This window comes from Falsiroseomonas oryziterrae (assembly GCF_021864505.1).
In the GTDB taxonomy this organism is placed as follows: Bacteria; Pseudomonadota; Alphaproteobacteria; order Acetobacterales; family Acetobacteraceae; genus Falsiroseomonas; species Falsiroseomonas oryziterrae.
The window spans coordinates 1-16,197 of sequence record NZ_JAKJIB010000057.1; the positions used below are offsets into that span (position 1 = coordinate 1).

General features: G+C 72.3%; 19 protein-coding genes and 1 pseudogene. 7 read left to right on the forward strand and 13 right to left on the reverse strand.

Features of this window, described 5'->3' with window-relative positions:
• From L2I40_RS07365 to rfaD, 5 genes and pseudogenes are all read right to left on the reverse strand, one after another.
• Positions 1-447 (reverse strand): annotated as a pseudogene (locus L2I40_RS07365) (hypothetical protein); the annotation flags it as partial.
• 62 nt (positions 448-509) lie between these two features.
• Positions 510-1,271 (reverse strand): peptidoglycan editing factor PgeF, encoded by a 762-nt coding sequence (pgeF, locus tag L2I40_RS07370; RefSeq protein WP_237214259.1) that lies wholly within the window; start codon positions 1,269-1,271, stop codon positions 510-512.
• Positions 1,268-2,275 (reverse strand): class I SAM-dependent methyltransferase, encoded by a 1,008-nt coding sequence (locus L2I40_RS07375; protein WP_237214260.1) that lies wholly within the window; start codon positions 2,273-2,275, stop codon positions 1,268-1,270. The genes pgeF and L2I40_RS07375 overlap by 4 nt, the downstream gene beginning before the upstream one ends.
• Before the next feature lie 3 nt (positions 2,276-2,278).
• The gene (lgt, locus tag L2I40_RS07380; RefSeq protein ID WP_237214261.1) at positions 2,279-3,091 is read right to left on the reverse strand and encodes a prolipoprotein diacylglyceryl transferase; all 813 of its coding nucleotides are present in this window, start codon (positions 3,089-3,091) and stop codon (positions 2,279-2,281) included.
• Complete coding sequence (rfaD, locus tag L2I40_RS07385; protein ID WP_237214262.1) at positions 3,091-4,086, reverse strand: ADP-glyceromanno-heptose 6-epimerase; 996 nt, start codon at positions 4,084-4,086, stop codon at positions 3,091-3,093. The genes lgt and rfaD overlap by 1 nt, the downstream gene beginning before the upstream one ends.
• A gap of 101 nt (positions 4,087-4,187) precedes the next feature.
• Here rfaD and L2I40_RS07390 point away from each other — a divergent pair, with 101 nt between their 5' ends.
• From L2I40_RS07390 to L2I40_RS07415, 6 genes are all read left to right on the forward strand, one after another.
• Complete coding sequence (locus L2I40_RS07390) at positions 4,188-4,502, forward strand: accessory factor UbiK family protein (protein WP_272910944.1); 315 nt, start codon at positions 4,188-4,190, stop codon at positions 4,500-4,502.
• Between the two features lie 212 nt (positions 4,503-4,714).
• Complete coding sequence (locus L2I40_RS07395) at positions 4,715-5,221, forward strand: type III secretion system chaperone family protein (protein ID WP_237214264.1); 507 nt, start codon at positions 4,715-4,717, stop codon at positions 5,219-5,221.
• Between the two features lie 43 nt (positions 5,222-5,264).
• Positions 5,265-6,065 carry a pyrroline-5-carboxylate reductase gene (gene proC / locus L2I40_RS07400; protein WP_237214265.1) on the forward strand — a complete coding sequence of 267 codons (801 nt, stop codon included), beginning with the start codon at positions 5,265-5,267 and terminating at the stop codon, positions 6,063-6,065.
• Between the two features lie 46 nt (positions 6,066-6,111).
• Entirely contained in the window at positions 6,112-6,732 is a 621-nt protein-coding gene (locus tag L2I40_RS07405; protein ID WP_237214266.1) for a TetR family transcriptional regulator, read from the forward strand.
• 68 nt (positions 6,733-6,800) lie between these two features.
• Positions 6,801-7,232 (forward strand): phasin family protein, encoded by a 432-nt coding sequence (locus L2I40_RS07410; protein ID WP_237214267.1) that lies wholly within the window; start codon positions 6,801-6,803, stop codon positions 7,230-7,232.
• Positions 7,229-8,890: a DUF6311 domain-containing protein gene (locus L2I40_RS07415; protein WP_237214268.1), complete on the forward strand. Its 1,662-nt coding sequence runs from the start codon at positions 7,229-7,231 to the stop codon at positions 8,888-8,890. Before L2I40_RS07410 ends, L2I40_RS07415 begins: the two co-directional genes overlap by 4 nt.
• On the opposite strand, the gene L2I40_RS07420 is transcribed toward L2I40_RS07415, so the two are convergent.
• Genes L2I40_RS07420 through L2I40_RS07430 form a run of 3 tightly spaced genes read right to left on the reverse strand, consistent with a single transcriptional unit; the run spans position 8,862 to position 11,478 of the window.
• Positions 8,862-10,226 carry a sensor histidine kinase gene (locus L2I40_RS07420; RefSeq protein WP_237214269.1) on the reverse strand — a complete coding sequence of 455 codons (1,365 nt, stop codon included), beginning with the start codon at positions 10,224-10,226 and terminating at the stop codon, positions 8,862-8,864. The genes L2I40_RS07415 and L2I40_RS07420 overlap by 29 nt on opposite strands.
• Positions 10,226-10,936 (reverse strand): response regulator, encoded by a 711-nt coding sequence (locus L2I40_RS07425; RefSeq protein WP_237214270.1) that lies wholly within the window; start codon positions 10,934-10,936, stop codon positions 10,226-10,228. Before L2I40_RS07425 ends, L2I40_RS07420 begins: the two co-directional genes overlap by 1 nt.
• Positions 10,933-11,478: a MarR family winged helix-turn-helix transcriptional regulator gene (locus L2I40_RS07430; RefSeq protein ID WP_237214271.1), complete on the reverse strand. Its 546-nt coding sequence runs from the start codon at positions 11,476-11,478 to the stop codon at positions 10,933-10,935. Before L2I40_RS07430 ends, L2I40_RS07425 begins: the two co-directional genes overlap by 4 nt.
• A 160-nt stretch (positions 11,479-11,638) precedes the next feature.
• On the opposite strand from L2I40_RS07430, the gene L2I40_RS07435 reads away from it, so the two are divergent.
• On the forward strand, positions 11,639-12,541 hold the full coding sequence (locus tag L2I40_RS07435) for a branched-chain amino acid aminotransferase (RefSeq protein WP_237214272.1): 903 nt from the start codon (positions 11,639-11,641) through the stop codon (positions 12,539-12,541).
• Positions 12,542-12,587: 46 nt separating this feature from the next.
• On the opposite strand, the gene L2I40_RS07440 is transcribed toward L2I40_RS07435, so the two are convergent.
• The 5 genes from L2I40_RS07440 to L2I40_RS07460 form a co-directional block, all read right to left on the reverse strand.
• A complete protein-coding gene (locus L2I40_RS07440) occupies positions 12,588-13,907 on the reverse strand; it encodes a hypothetical protein (protein WP_237214273.1) in 1,320 nt (439 codons plus the stop codon).
• Positions 13,904-15,232 carry a hypothetical protein gene (locus L2I40_RS07445; RefSeq protein WP_237214274.1) on the reverse strand — a complete coding sequence of 443 codons (1,329 nt, stop codon included), beginning with the start codon at positions 15,230-15,232 and terminating at the stop codon, positions 13,904-13,906. The genes L2I40_RS07440 and L2I40_RS07445 overlap by 4 nt, the downstream gene beginning before the upstream one ends.
• 4 nt (positions 15,233-15,236) lie before the next feature.
• Positions 15,237-15,695: a molybdenum cofactor biosynthesis protein MoaE gene (locus L2I40_RS07450; RefSeq protein WP_237214275.1), complete on the reverse strand. Its 459-nt coding sequence runs from the start codon at positions 15,693-15,695 to the stop codon at positions 15,237-15,239.
• A 5-nt stretch (positions 15,696-15,700) separates the two neighbouring features.
• Positions 15,701-15,952 carry a molybdopterin converting factor subunit 1 gene (moaD, locus tag L2I40_RS07455; RefSeq protein ID WP_237214276.1) on the reverse strand — a complete coding sequence of 84 codons (252 nt, stop codon included), beginning with the start codon at positions 15,950-15,952 and terminating at the stop codon, positions 15,701-15,703.
• Positions 15,953-15,959: 7 nt separating this feature from the next.
• Positions 15,960-16,197: hypothetical protein (locus L2I40_RS07460; protein ID WP_372491023.1), on the reverse strand; the 238-nt coding region annotated here is incomplete at its 5' end.

Sequence of the window (16,197 nt, forward strand, 5' to 3'; positions counted from 1 at the left end):
GGCTAGTCGTGGTCGGGCCTGGACGGCGGCGCGCCAGTGCACCTCCGCGCCGCCCTCCACCCAGTTGCGCGCCGGCACGGGGCGCCCGGCATGCTCGCCCAGCACGCGGCCATCCGCGTCGCGGATGCGGTAGCGCGGCACGACCTGCCCGCCATCCGAAGTCGCCACGACCTCGACGGTCCAGTCGAGCGGGAAGCGCTCGTTGCTGACCGCGGGCACGTCCTGGGCCATCAGCGCCTCGGCCAGGGCCTGGGCGTAGCCCTCGGCCTCGGCGTCGGTCAGCAGCGCCTCCTGCGGGGCGGGCACGGCGAGCCGGTAGGCGGGCGGGCGCGCCAACCTGCGCGCCAGCTCGCCCGGCTGGCCGCGGAAGGGCTGCGGCAGGTCGCCGCAGGCGGCCAGCAGCCCGAGTCCCAGCGCCCCGACGACCGCGCGCCTAGACGAGGACACAGGAAACCAGGAGCGTAAGGAAGATCATGGCCACGAACATGATGACATAGGGCATGGCGCGCTCATCCCGGCAGGGCGATGGCGGACAGCTGGTGCCCGATCGGCCCGCCGCCAGACAGCGTGGAGCGGCGGTGGCTGAAGAAGTCCTCTTCCTCCGCCAGCGTGTCGTGCCCGGTCCAGGCCGCGCCGACGCCGAGCGCCGCGAGCCGCGCGAGGCAGTAGCCCGGCAGGTCGAACTGCCAGCGATCCTCGCGCCGGCCCTGTGCCAGGAACCGCGCATCGGCCGCATCGCGCGCCAGCAGCGCGTCGCGCAGGTCGGGCCCGACCTCGTAGCTCCGCTGCGCGATGCAGGGGCCGATCGCCGCCACGATCCGGTCGCGCGCGGCGCCCAGTCGTTCCATCGCCGCGACTGTCTCCTCCAGCACGCCGGCCACCGCGCCGCGCCAGCCGGCATGCGCCGCGCCGACCACGCCGGCCGCGGCGTCCGCGAAGAGCACCGGCGCGCAGTCGCCGGTGACGATGCCGAGCAGCAGGCCGGGCCGATCCGTCACCATCGCATCCGCCTCCGGCCGCGCGCCCTGGGGCCAGGGCTCGGTCACCTCGGCCACCGCGACGCCATGCACCTGCGTCAACCCGACGAGCCGCGCCGGATCCTGCCCGAGCGCGCCGGCGGCGCGCGCCCGGTTCTCCGCCACCGCTGCGGCGTCGTCGCGCCCGGAGAGGGAGCAGTTGAGGCTTGCGAAACGCCCGCTTGAGACGCCGCCCCGACGCGTGAAGAAGCCGTGCGGCACGGCCAGGCCGGCGGTCAGGACAGGCGGCGTCATGGCTCCTCGAATCCGGGCGGGACGCCCAGGCCGGAATCGCAGACCGCGAGCGCCTTGAACAGCCGCCCCATGCCCTCGGCCGCGACCAGCCGCTCGGCGCCGGACAGGATCTCCCCGGCCAACCGCGGCCGCGCGCGGGCCAGCATCGCCGCCCGCGTCATCAGGCCGAGCCGCTGCAGCAGCAGACCCTGCGGCAACGGACCGAAGACCGAGGCGCCGGCCGCGCGTGCCAGGGCGGCGAGCGCGGGAAAATCCACATGCGCCGTCAGGTCGCGCGTGCCGGGCTCGGCCAGCGGGTCGAGCCGCGTCTCATGCGCGCGCATCGCCTGCAGCGTGTCGCCGAAGCCTGGCTGGGAAGGGCCGTAATCCACGAGCAGCGCCGCGCCGCGTTCCGTCGCGATCCGCGCCGCCAGCCAGCGCACGAAGCCGAGCGCCGGCTCCGACACCTCCTTCACCGTGCCCTCGGGCGCCTCCGCCGGCAGGGCAGGGGCGGCCTGTGCCGGCAACTCGACGAAGCCGCCGCCCGCCACGTGGCGCTCCAGCCATGCCCCGTCGCGCCGGACGAACTGCCGGATCGGCAGCGCGTCGAGGAACTCGTTGGCCAGCAGCAGCATCGGGCCGCGCGGCAGCGTCCCCACGTCGTCATGCCACGTCGCCTCCGGCACCGCACGGGCCTGCTGCGCCCGCAGCGCCGGCGAGGTCTCGATCAGATGTACCCGCAGCGCGGCGCGGAAGGCGGGCGCGACACCGGCGACGGCGCGCAGCGCATCGGCCATCAGCGTGCCGCGGCCGGGACCGCATTCGACCAGCAGCACCGGGTCGGGGCGGCCCATGCGCTGCCAAGCCACCACGCACCAGGCGCCGAGCACCTCGCCGAATGCCTGGCTGATCTCGGGCGCGGTGGTGAAGTCCCCGGCGCGGCCGAAAGGCGTCTCTCGGCGCGCGTAATAGGCACCCACCGCACGCGCCATGAAGCGGTCGAGCCGCTCGGGCGCGTCAGCCATCCGTCACGCCACCGCCGGCCGCTGGCGCGCCCGCAGGATAAGCCACAGCCCGACGGCGATCATCGGCAGGGACAGCAACTGGCCCATCGTGATCCCGGCAAAGAGGAAGCCGAGATGCGCGTCCGGCTGGCGGAACATCTCGCCGATCAGCCGCGCGACGCCGTAGCCAGCCAGGAACACGCCGGTCAGCGTGCCCGGCCGCGCGCGGATCGCCGGGTTGCGGACCAGCACCAGCAGCACGACGAACAGCGCCGCGCCTTCCAGCACCGCCTGGTAGAGCTGGCTCGGATGCCGCGGCTCCGGGCCGCCGGTCGGGAAGACCATCGCCCAGGGCACGTCCGTCACCCGGCCCCAGAGCTCGCCATTCGCGAAATTCGCCAGCCGGCCGAGGAACAGCCCGATCGGCACCGCCACCGCCGCGCGGTCGCCGAACAGCAGCGGGTCGATGTTCTGCCGCCGGCAGAACCACCACAGCGCGACGATGACACCGAGCATGCCGCCATGGAACGACATGCCGCCATGCCAGAGATACAGCGCCTCCCACGGCGCGGTGACGTAGTAGCCGGGCCGGTAGAGCAGCACGTAGCCGAGCCGCCCGCCGAAGATGATGCCGAGCGTCGCCCAGGTGACCGCGTCGTCCACCTGCTCGCGCGTCGCCGCGACGGGCGTGAGCGCCGCGAGCCGCCGCACCAGCCACCAGCCCAACACGATGCCGCCGATATAGGCGAGCGCGTACCAGCGGATCGACAGCGGGCCGATCTGCACCGCCACCGGGTCGATGGTGGGGAAGGCGATGACGGGAAGCGTGGCGAGCATCAGCGATGCGGGTCCGCCTGCATGAGGAAGTCGCGGACATAGCGGCCCACGCCGTCCTCGAGCCGGATCGTCGGTGCGTCGTAGCCGGCCGCGCGCAGGCGGGCGAGTGGCGCCTCGGTGAAGTACTGGTACTTGCCCTTGAGGTCGGCGGGCATGTCCACGAACTCGATCCGTGGCGCTTCGCCCATCGCCGCGAACATGGCGCGCACGAGGTCGAGGAAGCTCCGCGCCTCGCCCGAGCCCACGTTGAACAAGCCGCTGGCCTGCGGGTTGTCGAGCAGCCAGAGCATGACGTTCACGCAGTCGTCCACATGCACGAAGTCGCGCTTCTGCTCGCCATCCGCGATGCCGGCGCGGTCCGAGCGGAACAGCCGCGCGGGCGCGCCGCCCGCGGCCTCGTGGAACTTGTGGAACACGACGCTCGCCATCCGGCCCTTGTGGTACTCGTTCGGGCCGTAGACGTTGAAGAAGCGCAGGCCCGCCCATTGCGGCGGCGCCGGCGTGCCGCGCTCCAGCATGTCGGCGACGCGCCGGTCGAAGGCCAGTTTCGACCAGCCATAGAGATTGAGCGGCCGCAGCGCCGCCAGCGCCTGCGGCCTCGCATCGTCCTCGAAGCCGAGGGCCCCGTCGCCATAGGTCGCGGCGGAGGAGGCGTAGATGAAGGGAATGCCGCGCTCGGCGCAGGCCGACCAGAGCCAGAGCGGCAGCGTGAAGTTGGTGGCCGCGACGAGGTCGCCATCCTTCGCCGTCGTCGCGCTGATCGCGCCCATGTGCAGCACGGCGTCGATCTCGCCCGCGCTTTCGGCCCAGTAATCCTCGATCTCCTCGGGGGGCAGGATGCCGGCGATGGCGTGCTTCGCCAGGTTGCGCCACTTCTCGCGGCCCGGCGTGCCGTCGCGCAGCCGGTCCACCACCATCACCTCGGCGCCGCGGGCAGCGAGCGCCGCGACCAGGTTCGAACCGATGAAACCGGCGCCGCCGGTGACCAGATACATCCCCGTCCCCTTGCGCGGGCTGCCGTCGCGCCGGCGCCGGGGTATAGGCCGGGGCTTCGCGGCCGGACAAGCATGCGGGCCGGCAGGGCAAGGAGGTCAGGATGGCAACGGGCGATGACGGACGGCGGGGCCCACGCGGGGTCCTGGACGACCTCGCAGGCATGGCGGGCGGCGCCTTCTCTGTGATGACGGCCGTCCGCGCGGAGGCCGAGGCCATGGCCCGCGCCCAGGTCGAGGCGATGGTCCAGCGGCTCGAGCTGGTCCGGCGGGAGGATCTCGACGCCGCCCTCGAAGTCGCGCGCCGTGCGCGCGAGCAGGCCGAGGCGTTGGCCCATCGCGTGACGGAGCTGGAGACACGCGTCGCCGCGCTGGAAGCGACGGCGGAGGATGCGCCGGATCCCGACGAGCGGCTCTGAGCACTTGTCCACAAGTAGTTGCCAGGCCAGCAAACCACATGCTTGCGGGAGCGTTCCGCGCCCAGGTAGTCTAGGGATAGTGGCGAATCGGGGTGTTGAACCCCAACACCTCGGGGCAGCCTCTGCAGGGGATACCCCAGACGCGTTCTCACAGGGGGCGGCGATCGGCGGGGGGGCCGAAGCCGTTCCGGTCCGGGCGAAGGAGGTGCCGCATGTCAGCCTATCTCAGCCAGGAAACGCACGAGCGCTCCGCCAACCCGCTCGACATCATCGAGCAGATCATTGCCTCGAACGAATGGGCCTTCGACCGGCGCTCGGACGCCGAGATGGCGGCCGAAGCGCCCGGCAAATGGTGCGACTACGGCCTCTACTTCTCCTGGTCGCACGAGATCAGCGCCATGCACTTCTCCTGCGCCTTCGACCTGAAGGTGCCGCCCGAGAAGCGCGAGAAGCTGTTCGAACTGCTCGCCATGGCGAACGAGAAGCTCTGGATCGGCCATTTCGGCATCGACAGCGACGACGGGGTGCCGGTGTTCCGCCACTCGGTGCTGCTGCGCGGCGCCCCCGGCGCCTCGGCCGAATCGCTCGAGGACATGGTCGACATCGCGCTGACCGAGTGCGAGCGCTTCTTCCCCGCCTTCCAGTTCGTCCTCTGGGGCGGCAAGGCGCCCGCGGACGCCCTGCAGGCCGCGATGCTCGACTGCGTCGGCGAGGCCTGACCGGCACTTGCCACCGCGCGTCATGGCGGCGAGGCTCGCCGCCATGACGTACATGCTTCCTCCCCTGCTCCTGGTCGGCTGCGGCAAGATGGGCGGCGCTATGCTGGCCGGCTGGCGCGAGCGCGGGCTCTCGCAGGCGGTGGTGGTGGATCCCTTCCTGTCGGCGCCGCCGCCGGGGGCGACCCTGGTGAAGGCGGCGGAGGAGATCCCGGCGGGCTTCGCGCCGGGCGCGATCGTGCTGGCGATCAAGCCGCAGGAGGCGGCCGCGGCCCTGCCGCTCTATGCGCGTTTCGCCGGCCCGGCCGTCTTCGTCTCGATCATGGCCGGCAAGACGATCGCCGGGATGGCCGGGCAGCTCGGCCCTGGCGCCGCCATCGTCCGCGCCATGCCGAACACGCCGGCCGCGGTGCGGCAGGGCTTCACCGTCGCCTGCGCCGCACCTTCCGTCACCCCCGCGCAGCGCGCGCTGGCCGACACGCTGCTCGGCGCGACCGGCGAGGTCGCCTGGGTCGAGGAGGAGGGGCTGCTCGACCCGGTCACGGCCGTCTCGGGCGGCGGGCCGGCCTATGTCTTCCTCCTCGCCGAGCTGCTGGAGGCGGCGGCCAGGGAGCAGGGGATCCCGGCCGACCTCGCGCGACGCATGGCGCGGGCCACCGTCGCCGGATCCGGCGCGCTGCTCGGAGCGAGCGCCGAGGACGCGGCGCAGCTGCGGAAGAACGTCACCAGCCCCAAGGGCACCACGGAACGGGCGCTCGCCGTGCTGATGGACCAGGCCGCCTGGCCCGACGCCATCTCCCGCGCCATCGCAGCCGCCACGGCACGGTCGCGCGAGCTGGCCGGGTAGCTTGGCGCAACGGCCCCTCGACCCCACCCTTCTCTCCATGGATCCCATGAAAGCCGATGCCGCCCTGATCGAGGCCCTGTTCCGGGTGGTCGCCACGCATGGCTGGCGCGGCGTCACCGTGACGCGGCTGGCGCAGGAGTCGGGCGTGGCCGCGGGCGAACTGGTCCGGCGCTTCCCCTCGCGGCTCGGCCTGCTGCGGCTCTTCGCCGATCAGGTGATGGACGAGGTCGCGGCCGGCACGGTGCCGGGGCAGGGCGGGACCCCGCGCGACCGCCTGTTCGACGTGCTGATGCGCGGTCTCGACGCGCTGGCGCCCTACAAGGCCGGCATGCGGCGGCTGATGACCGAGATGTACACCGATGGCGTGCTGTTCGGCGCCGTCGCGCCGCTCTTCCAGCGCAGCATGGAGCGCATGCTCGACCTCGCCGAGCTCGACGCCGGGGGGCTGAAGGGCCGGCTGCGTGCCGCGGGCCTTACGCTGGTCTGGATCCGCGTGGTCAATGTCTGGTCGAAGGACACGTCCGAGGAGCTCGGTCCGACCATGGCCGCGCTCGACCGGGCGCTCGAGCGTGCCGAACAGGCCGCCCGCAGCTTCGGATTGGACGGCGGCGACCTCGCCGCACCCCCGCCTGACATGGCGGCAGGGACCGACAGCACGGCGGCGTGAGGCGCAGGCGGCTTCTGCGCCCGTCCTGCGTCGGCTAGCATCGCCCGGCACGCAAGGGAGACGACACGATGTCCGACCGGTTCGGCATGAAGCCCGAGGACATGATGAAGATGTTCGCGGAGTTCCGGATGCCGCATTTCGCGGATCTCGAAAGCCTCGCCCAGGCGCAGCGCCGCAACCTCGAGGCGCTGTCGGCCGCGAACCGCATCGCGCTCGAGGGCGCGCAGGCCGTCGCGCGCCGGCACATGGAGATCGTCCAGTCGGCGATGGGCGAGATGACGGAGGCGATGCGCAGCATGAGCGGGACGGAGAACCCGCAGGATCGCGCGGCGCGCCAGGCCGAACTGCTGAAGTCTGGCTACGAGCGCGCGGTCTCGAACATGAAGGAGATCGCCGACCTCATCCAGAAGTCGAACGCCGAGGCGCTGGCGCTGCTGAACCGCCGCTTCGCCGAGGCGATGGAAGAGGTCAAGCAGATGGCGAACAAGCAGGGCGGATGACATCACCGACCGGTCGCGTTTGGATCGGCCGGCTCGGCCTGCTTATCGCCTGCCTGATAGGGGTCATACCGGTCCTGCTCATGTTCGGGCCGGGAGTTGTTCTGCCGTCCCACGTGGGGTGGATCCTGGGCAATCCACTCAGCGACGACCCGGGCGCTCATCTGCTCGGGTGGCACTACTTCCGCACGACGCCATTCGAATGGCCGCCAAGCCGTAACAGTGCCTATGGGCTCGAGCTCGGATCATCGATCTTTTACTCCGACAGCATTCCGCTCCTCGCTTTAGGTCTGAAGGCGATTGGCGCCGGGCCGCTCGTAGAACAGTACTGGGGCGCTTGGCTGATTGCGACGAGCATGCTCCAGGCTGCTGTCGCCTGGGCCGTGACCGGGTTGGCAACGCGCGACGTCGTCGCCCGCGCGGCGTTGGCAGGGTTGGCCGCCTGGCAGCCCATCCTGATTTGGCGGATGGCGATCCACCCGTCCCTCGCGGGGCAGTTCCTGATATGCGCTGCCCTGCTGCTGTACTTCCGCGGCCGGACTGGACGTGGCCATGCGATCGGCTGGTGCTTGCTGCTGTTCCTGAGCAGCCTTGTGCACAGCTACCTGCTCGTGATGGTCGGCGCGATCTGGTTTGCGGACTGGCTACGCCGTCTCGAGCAGCGTCGTCCGCCGGGACTGGTCGAGGAAGCCGTTGCAGCGTTCGGTTCAACGCTTCTTGGCCTCTGGCTGGCCGGGTTCTTCGTACTGACCGATGGTCATGTCAGCGGCGGATACGGCGATTGGAGCCTCGACCTCGCCGCGTTCTTCGACGGCGGCACGTGGTCTGCCTTTCTGCCTGACCTCCCCGACAACGGCGAGTTTGAGGTGGCGGCCTCTTATCTCGGGCTTGGCACGCTTGGGCTGCTGGCGATCGGTTTCGCGGTCGGTCTACGCACGGGATGTCTGCGACGCGCGATGCGAGAGCATGGCCCGTTGCTGCGCATCTTTCTGCTCTTGGCTCTGTTCGCGATCACGCATCGCGTCTTTCTCGCGGGGCGGGAAATCATTGCGCTGCCGCTGCCGGCCCTCATTGAGGAGGGATTTGGTATGCTCCGGGCATCAAACCGAATGGTTTGGCCGCTCGTCTATGCCAGCATCTTCGCTGCCGGCTTTGCCGTGATCAGGCGCGCTGGTCGTTTGGCAGGCCCGATGCTGGCAGCCCTGCTCGCGCTCCAGGTCGCTGATGTCGCCCCCGGTATTCTTGAACGCCGACAAGCCTTTGCAGGCGTGCCGCCGACCCTGCCGGCCGTTGCGCAGAACCCCTTCTGGCCGGAGGCCGCAACCCGCTACACGCGTCTCCGTGCCGTGCCCACGGCAGTCCTGGCGCCAGGCTGGCTTCGCACTGCGCGCCTCGCCAGTGAACTCAACCTGCCCACCGACGCAGTCTATATTGCGCGTGTCGACGTGCGCGCCTGGGACACCTTGCGGGACCGCACCGAAGAGGCAATCCGCACCGGCCGCCACGAACCCGGCACACTCTACATCCTGCGCACACCGGAGATCCGGCAGTTGGCGGAGGCCGCGATGGACCCGCAGCGCGATCTGCTCGCGGAGGTGGACGGCTTCACCGTCCTTGCCCCCGGGTGGTTCGTCACACCGGCAGCCGCACCCGCGCCCTGAGGCCGCCGAGCGGGCTGTCCTCCAGCACGATGTCGCCGCCATGCGCGCGCACGATGTCGCGCGCGATGGCGAGCCCGAGCCCGGTGCCGCCGGAACTCAGCGTCGCGAAGGGGCGGAACGCCTCCTCGCGCTGCGCCGCCGGGATGCCCGGCCCGTCGTCGTCCACCGTCACCTGCGCCCAGCCGCCCGCCGGCCGCAGACCCGCGCCGCCGGTCTCTCGCGGGATCTCCGCGACGCCGACCGCGATCCGCCGCGCATGCTTGCGGGCATTGTCGAGCAGATTGGCGAGACAGCGGCGAAGCGCGTCCGGGCGCAGCGGCAGCACCAGCGATCCCGGCGCCTCCACCGCCACCTCCGCGCCGTCGCGCCTTGCCTTCTGCGCGACGTCGCGCACGATCTCGGCGAGGTCGGCCGGCTGCGGCTGCTCGGCGACCTCGCCGCGGGCGAAGGCGAGATAGGCGGCGACCATCCGCTCCATTTCCTCCACATCCTGCGTCAGCGCGGCGATGTCCTCCTCCTCCTCCTCCGTGCGCGGCAGCACGTCGAGTGCCAGACGCATGCGCGTGAGCGGCGTGCGCAGGTCGTGGCTGATGCCGGCCAGCATCTCCGTCCGTTGCGCGACGAAGCGGCGGATGCGTTCCTGCATCCGGTTGAAGGCGTGCGCCGCCTGCCGCACCTCCGCCGCCCCCTCCGGCTTGATCGGGCCGATGTCCCGCCCGAGCCCGAAGGCCTCCGCCGCAGCGGCGAAGCGGCGGATCGCGCGCACCTGGTTCTTCATGAACAGCGCGGCCACGACGAACAGCAGCAGCGAGGAGCCGACCAGCCAGATCACGAACAGGTAGAGCGTGCCGCTGAACAGCCGCTTGCGCGGCGCCTCCACGTGCAGGACGCCGTCGCGCAGCTGGATCCGGATGATGACGCTGCGCGGATCCGACACCCAATCCGCGTCGAAGGGTCGGCCGACGCGCTCAGTCAGCGCATTGGCGAGGTCCTCCTCGAGCGGCAGCAGCGGCATCGAGGCGGCGCGGCCCTGCGGCGGGCCGAGCGTCGCGCCTGGCTCGAAGGCCATCGCCATGTCGAAGCGCCAGGCGACCTCGCGGAACAGCAGCGCCCGGTTCTCGGCCGAGGGATCGCGGTTCAGCAGCTCGATGACGAAACCGACCTCGCCCGCGACCGCGGCGGCCAGACGGCGCGAGATGACGTCGAGATGGGAGCCGTAGAAGATCTGCAGCGCGACGCCCTGCAGGATCAGCAGGGGCAGCAGGATGATCAGCAGGCTGCGCCCGAGCAGCCCGCGCGGCACCAGCAGCCGAAGAGCCCGCTCGAGGCGCGCCATCACACGCCCGGTCGCAGCACGTAGCCGCGGTGGCGCACGGTCTGGATGAAGCGCGGCTCCCGCGGGTCGGGCTCCACCTTCCGGCGCAGCCGCGTGACCTGCACGTCGATCGCCCGCTCCCCCGCCTCCGGCGTGCCGAGCGCGGCGGCAATCTCCTCGCGGCTCAGCACCTCGTTGGGGCGGGCGGCGAGCGCGGCGAGCAGCGCCGTCTCGCCCCCCGTCAGGCGGATCGTACCCTCCGGCCCGCGCAGCTCGGCGCGCTGCAGGTCGAACCACCGGGCGCCGAGTTGCACCGGCGCCGCGCTGGCCTCGGCCGGCGCGGGCGCGACACGGCGGAGGATCGTGCGGATGCGCAGCGCAAGCTCGCGCGGGTCGAAGGGCTTGCCCAGGTAGTCGTCCACCCCGGCCTCGAGCCCGGCGATGCGGTCGTCCGGCGCGCCGCGGGCGGTCAGCATCAGCACCGGCACGTCGCTGCCCTCCCGCCGCAGGCTCTCAACCAGCTCGAGCCCGCTTTCGCCCGGCATCATCACGTCGAGGACCATCAGGTCGAAGGCGACGCCCGCCAGCGCGCGTCGCGCCGCCGCGGCGTCCGGGGCGGCGGTGATCCGGAAGCCCTCGCCGGTCAGGAAGCGCTGCAGCAGGGCGCGCAGCCGCGCATCGTCGTCCACGACCAGGATGTGCGGCGCCTCCGCCGCGTCCGACACGCTCACGGCACCGCCTCGCCGTCCTTCGCCTCGAGCCGCGCGAGGGCGGCGCGGGCGTCGCGCCCCATCAGGCCGCGCATCACGCGCCGGAACCCCTCGACGGCCTGCGGGCCGGCCTCGCGGTAGGCGGCCATCACGGTCTCGCGCTGCCGGTCGTAGAGCCTGCGTTCCAGCGCCGCGCCCTTCGGCGTGAGCGACAGCAGGCGCTGCCGGCGATCGCTCCGGCCGGTCTCCTGAGTCACGTAGCCCTCATCGACCAGCGGCGTCAGCACGCGGCCGAGCGACTGCTTGGTGATGGCGAGGATGCCGAGCAACTCGCCCACCGTGATGCCCGGGCGCCGCCCGACGAAATGCAGCACGCGGTGATGCGCCCGCCCCATGCCGAGCTCGGCCAGGATCGCATCCGCGCCGGCGGTGAAGTCGCGGTAGCCGAAGAAGAGCAGGTCCTGCGCCAGCCGCAGCTCCTCCTCCCGCAGGAAGAGCAGGTTGCGCCCGGCAGGTGCGGCGCCCCGCGCCGCTTCGGCCTCGGGCTTCGGCAGGGCTGTCATGCGGGTCCGTAATGGGTCAGCATCGTTGACGCTTTTCCTCCGCCGCGCCACACTCCGCCCATCGCACGGCGCGTCGCCTCCCGATATAGGACAGGCGCATGGGCGTGTGTAAGCGCGGCGGCCCGAAGCTGGCCGCCCACAAGACCGGAGGAATGCCGCGATGGCCCTGGTGCCCTTCGACGACCGCGACGGCTGGATCTGGCTGGACGGCGAGTTCGTCCCCTGGCGCGACGCCAGGCTGCACGTCCTGACGCATGGCCTGCACTACGCCTCCGGCGTCTTCGAGGGCGAGCGTGCCTATGGCGGCCACATCTTCAAGCTGCGCGAGCACACGGATCGCCTGATCGCCTCGGGCCGCATCCTCGGCTTCGAGATCCCCTGGACGGCCGACCAGATCGACGAGGCCTGCAGGGCGACGCTCGCCAAGAACGGCCAGACCGACGCCTATGTCCGCCCGATCGCCTGGCGCGGCGCCGAGCAGCTCTCGGTCTCGGCGCAGCAGACGAAGATCCACTTGGCCATCGCCACCTGGGCCTGGCCCAACCTCTTCGGCGACAACCGCATGAAGGGCGTGCGCCTCGGCTGGGCGAAGTGGAAGCGCCCGCACCCGGAGACCGCGCCGACCGCTTCCAAGGCCGCGGGCCTCTACATGATCGGCACGCTGTCCAAGCACCACGCGGAGGCCGAGGGCTTCGACGATGCGCTGATGCTCGACTGGAAGGGCGACATCAGCGAGGCGACGGGTGCCAACGTCTTCATGGTGATCGACGGCGAGCTGCACACGCCGACGCCGGTCAACTTCCTCGACGGCATCACGCGCCGCACCGTGATGGGGCTGGCGAAGAAGCGCCAGATCAAGGTGGTGGAGCGGACCATCCCGCAATCCGACCTCGCCAAGGCGACCGAGGTCTTCCTCGCCGGCACCGCAGCCGAGGTGACGCCGGTCCGCCAGGTGGGGGACCTCACCTTCACGCCCGGCGCGGTGACCGAGACGCTGCTCAAGGACTACGAGGCGCTGGTGCGCATGACGCCGGAGCAGGTCGCGGCGCAGCTGGCGGCGTAGGTGGTGTACGGGGAGGGCGCTGCCCTCCCCGAACCCCTCCCGCGCTTCACCGCCTCCGCGGCGTCGGCATCGCCGCCAGCATCACCGCCAGCGGCAGCAGCCAGACGATCCGCGCCTCGTAGCGGTGATGCGGCTTCGAGAGCGCGCCGGTCGCCGCGGCATTGGCCAGTAGCGCCAGCAATGCGCCTGCGACCAGCGCGCCGCGGCCGAGGTCGCGGCGGCGCCATGCGCGCCACAGCAGGGCCGGCGCCAGCGCCAGCGCCAGGATCAGCATTGGCAGGTGCGGCACCAGGAAGGGCGCGGCGCGCGCCGGCAGCTCCCCGCGCATCTGCAGCCCGGCATCGAAGGCCTCAAGCTCGCGCGGGGGAAAGCCCGCCGCGATGGCGCGCCGCGCCGAGGCATCCAGGTGCGTGTCACCAAGCGTGTCGCCGACCTCCACCAGGCGCAGCTGCGCGACGCCGTTGCGCAGCATCGCCATGGCGACCTCGCCCGGATGGTCGCGCAGCGTCGCGGCAATGATCGCACGCGCTTCCGCCGCGCCGGCGACGCCGCCCATCGGCCGTGGCGACCCATCGGCATTGCGGTTCAGTGGGCTCGTGCCGTCCCAAAGGAACTCGTCGCTGTCCATCGGCAAGCGGTCGGCGAAGGCGCAGAGGTGCCACCCTGCGTCCGGGCAGCGTGCCCGGATCACCTCGGCCGCCGGCCCGTCGGCCTGCAGGCGGGCCAGAAGGAAGACCGACCCGTGCGGCGACAGCGTGGCGCGCCCGAAGCCGACGAGGTTGGAGCCGAGCAGGACGAGAAGCGCGAGGCCGACGGGCGTCGCGCTGCGCAGGATCGCGGCCGGCGACCGCGTCAGCAGCGCCACCAGCGCGACGACGGCGACGGCGGTCGGCAGGTGCGACAGATGCACCGCGACCGCCAGCGTGCCGAGCAGCACGACCCAGGCCGCCTCCCACGGATTGAGCCGCCCGCAGCCAAGCAGCAGCACGCAGAGCGCCGCGACCCCGGTGAGCGCATCCGGCATCAGCGCGGCCAGGAACCAAGGTGCCGAGGTCAACGCCGAGAGCGCCGCGCAGGCCAGCAGATGCGCCCCTGGCCGCGCCCGTCCGCGCGCCATGCGCTGCGCGAGCCAGACAAGGTGCGAGGCGATCAGCACCTGCGCCGCCACCGCCGGCCAGAGCGTCACCTGCCAGTGGAACAGGTGCAGGAACGGCCCGTAGGCCAGCGTCTTGTCCCAGGGCAGCTCGGGCAGGGTGGTCTGGTTCAGGTAGGAGACGGTGTCGATGAAGACGAGCGGATAGCCGTTGAACACAGCCGGCCAGGCCAGCAGCGCCGCGCCGAGCAGGATGGCAAGCACCGCGGTCACGGCCGCCGCGGAAGCAGCGCGAGTGCCGCGATCATCGGCATCAGCCAGAGGATCCGCGCCTCGTAGCGCAGATGCGGCTTGGACAGCGCGCCGGTGGCGACCGCATTGGCGCTGACGCCGACCAGCACGCCGACGACGAGCCCGAGACGGCGCAGGTCATGCGCGCGTGCCGCACGCCACCAGGCGACGAGCGCCAGCACGGCGCCGAGCAGCAGCACCGGCGCATGCGGCCAGAGGAACGGCGCCGCGGCGGCGGGCAGCAGGCCGCGCGGCTGCAGCGCGGCGTCGTAGGCGCCAAGCTCGCGCGCCGGAAAGGCCTCGGCGATCCGCGGCCGCACCGCGACGGCCAGATGGTCCGGCACCAGCGTGTCGCCCGCCGTCGCCAGCACCAGCTGCCGCAGCGCGTTGCCGACCATCGCAGTCGCAACCTCGACGGGATATGTGAGGATCGTCTCCCGCACGATCTCGCGCGCTTCCGTCGACAGCAGCGCGCCGCCTAGGAAGCGCGGCGTGCCGTCCGGCGCGCGGTTCACCGGGCTGTCCGGCGCCCAGAGGAACTCGTCGCTGTCCATCGGCAGCCGGTCGGTGAAGGCGCAGAGATACCAGCCCGCATAGGGGCAGCGCAGGCGGATCACCGCCGCCGCCGGTCCATCCGCCTGCAGCCGCGCCAGCATGAAGGTCGCACCATGCGGCGACAGCGCGAGCCGTCCATGCGCCCAGAGATTCGTCCCGAGCAGGATCGCCACCGCGCCGAGCACGGGCAGCGCGACGCGCAGCGTGGGCCCCGCGCGGCGCGTCAGGAGGAGCGTCAGCGCCACGACCGCTGCGGCGAGCGGCACGTGCGACAGATGCGCCGCGATCCCGAGCGCGGCGACAAGCCCCAGCGCCCAGGCCTCCGCGCGCGACAGCACCTGCCGCGCGAAGCCGAGCAGCAGCAGGGCCAGCAGCACCGCCGGTGCGAACACGTCCGGCATCAGCAGTGCCGCGGTGAAGGGCGCGGTGGTGAGGAACGCCGCGCCCGCGCAGATCGCGAGATGCACCAAGGCGCCGGCCTGCCCGCGCAGGCTCCGCTGCGCCAGCCAGAGCAGCCAGGAGAGCATCATCCCCTGCGCCAGCACCGGGCCCCACAGCGTCAGCCGCCAGTGGAACAGGTGCAGCAGCGGCCCATAGACATGCGGCTTGTCCCAGATCGCCAGCGGGCCGGAGGGCGGCGGCGCCGTCTGATGCAGGAAGGCGCCGGTGTCGCTGAACAGCAGCGGGTAGCCGTTCAGGAAGGCCGGCCAGACCAGCAGCACGCCGCCGGCGAGGATCGCGAGCAGGCGCATCGCGTCACCGCCCCCAGCGGGCGGCTGCCTCGTCGTCCTCGGCCTTGGCCTCGACCCAGCGCGTCGTGCCGCCGGCGAATTCCTCGCTCTTCCAGAACGGCGCCTTGGTCTTCAGCCAGTCGATCAGGAAGGCGCAGGAGTCCAGCGCCGCCACGCGATGCGCGCTCGCCGTCAGCACCAGCACGATCGGATCGCCCGGCACCAGCCGTCCGTGGCGGTGGATCACCGTGCAGCCGGTCAGCGGCCAGCGCGCGCAGGCTTCTTCCGCAATGCGGCGCAACGCGCGCTCCGTCATGCCCGGATAATGCTCGAGCGTCATGGCGACGAGCCCGCCATCGCCGCGGCAGATGCCGAGGAAGCTCGCAAGCCCGCCCACATCGGCGCGGCCGGCGAACAGCGCCGCCGTCTCCGCCCCCATGTCGAAGGGCGCTTCCTGCACCAGCACGCGCGGCACCACCGGCATCGGGCTCAGCCGCCGGTCACCGGCGGGAAGAACGCGACCTCGTCGCCCGGCGCGACCGGGGCGTCGGGGGGCGCGAACTCCTGGTTCACCGCGGCGCGCAGCTGGCGGGCATCGGCGAAGGCGGCCGCGTGGCCCGGGCTGCGCGTGGCGAGCCAGGCGATCAGGCCGGCGACGTCGCGCACCTCGGGCGGCGGCGAGACGTCCTCCTCGGCCGCGCCGACCTTCTGGCGGACCCAGGCGAAATACAGGACCTTCACGTAGGCCTCAGGGCGGGACGACGCGGGTGCGGGCCTGTCCGTCCGGGCCGATCCAGGTCTCCACATTGCCATCGCGGATCACCGCGCCGCCGCCCACGCCCGGCTGGGTGACGCCTCGCACGCGTCCCGCCTGGCCGGTGGAGACGGCCGGTCGGCCCTCCGGGTCGATCAGCATCTGGCCCTCCGCGGGGCGGGGGGGCGGCGGGGGCGCGACGCCGGGTGGGCGGGCCCGCGCCACAGGTGGC

What these genes read in the sequence shown, in the direction of transcription:
- pgeF (WP_237214259.1), bottom strand. Translation starts at nt 1,271, where the DNA reads ATGACGCCGCCTGTCCTGACCGCCGGCCTGGCCGTGCCGCACGGCTTC.
- L2I40_RS07375 (WP_237214260.1), bottom strand. Translation starts at nt 2,275, where the DNA reads ATGGCTGACGCGCCCGAGCGGCTCGACCGCTTCATGGCGCGTGCGGTG.
- lgt (WP_237214261.1), bottom strand. Translation starts at nt 3,091, where the DNA reads ATGCTCGCCACGCTTCCCGTCATCGCCTTCCCCACCATCGACCCGGTG.
- rfaD (WP_237214262.1), bottom strand. Translation starts at nt 4,086, where the DNA reads ATGTATCTGGTCACCGGCGGCGCCGGTTTCATCGGTTCGAACCTGGTC.
- L2I40_RS07390 (WP_272910944.1), top strand. Translation starts at nt 4,188, where the DNA reads ATGGCAACGGGCGATGACGGACGGCGGGGCCCACGCGGGGTCCTGGAC.
- L2I40_RS07395 (WP_237214264.1), top strand. Translation starts at nt 4,715, where the DNA reads ATGTCAGCCTATCTCAGCCAGGAAACGCACGAGCGCTCCGCCAACCCG.
- proC (WP_237214265.1), top strand. Translation starts at nt 5,265, where the DNA reads ATGACGTACATGCTTCCTCCCCTGCTCCTGGTCGGCTGCGGCAAGATG.
- L2I40_RS07405 (WP_237214266.1), top strand. Translation starts at nt 6,112, where the DNA reads ATGAAAGCCGATGCCGCCCTGATCGAGGCCCTGTTCCGGGTGGTCGCC.
- L2I40_RS07410 (WP_237214267.1), top strand. Translation starts at nt 6,801, where the DNA reads ATGTCCGACCGGTTCGGCATGAAGCCCGAGGACATGATGAAGATGTTC.
- L2I40_RS07415 (WP_237214268.1), top strand. Translation starts at nt 7,229, where the DNA reads ATGACATCACCGACCGGTCGCGTTTGGATCGGCCGGCTCGGCCTGCTT.
- L2I40_RS07420 (WP_237214269.1), bottom strand. Translation starts at nt 10,226, where the DNA reads ATGGCGCGCCTCGAGCGGGCTCTTCGGCTGCTGGTGCCGCGCGGGCTG.
- L2I40_RS07430 (WP_237214271.1), bottom strand. Translation starts at nt 11,478, where the DNA reads ATGACAGCCCTGCCGAAGCCCGAGGCCGAAGCGGCGCGGGGCGCCGCA.
- L2I40_RS07435 (WP_237214272.1), top strand. Translation starts at nt 11,639, where the DNA reads ATGGCCCTGGTGCCCTTCGACGACCGCGACGGCTGGATCTGGCTGGAC.
- L2I40_RS07445 (WP_237214274.1), bottom strand. Translation starts at nt 15,232, where the DNA reads ATGCGCCTGCTCGCGATCCTCGCCGGCGGCGTGCTGCTGGTCTGGCCG.
- L2I40_RS07450 (WP_237214275.1), bottom strand. Translation starts at nt 15,695, where the DNA reads ATGCCGGTGGTGCCGCGCGTGCTGGTGCAGGAAGCGCCCTTCGACATG.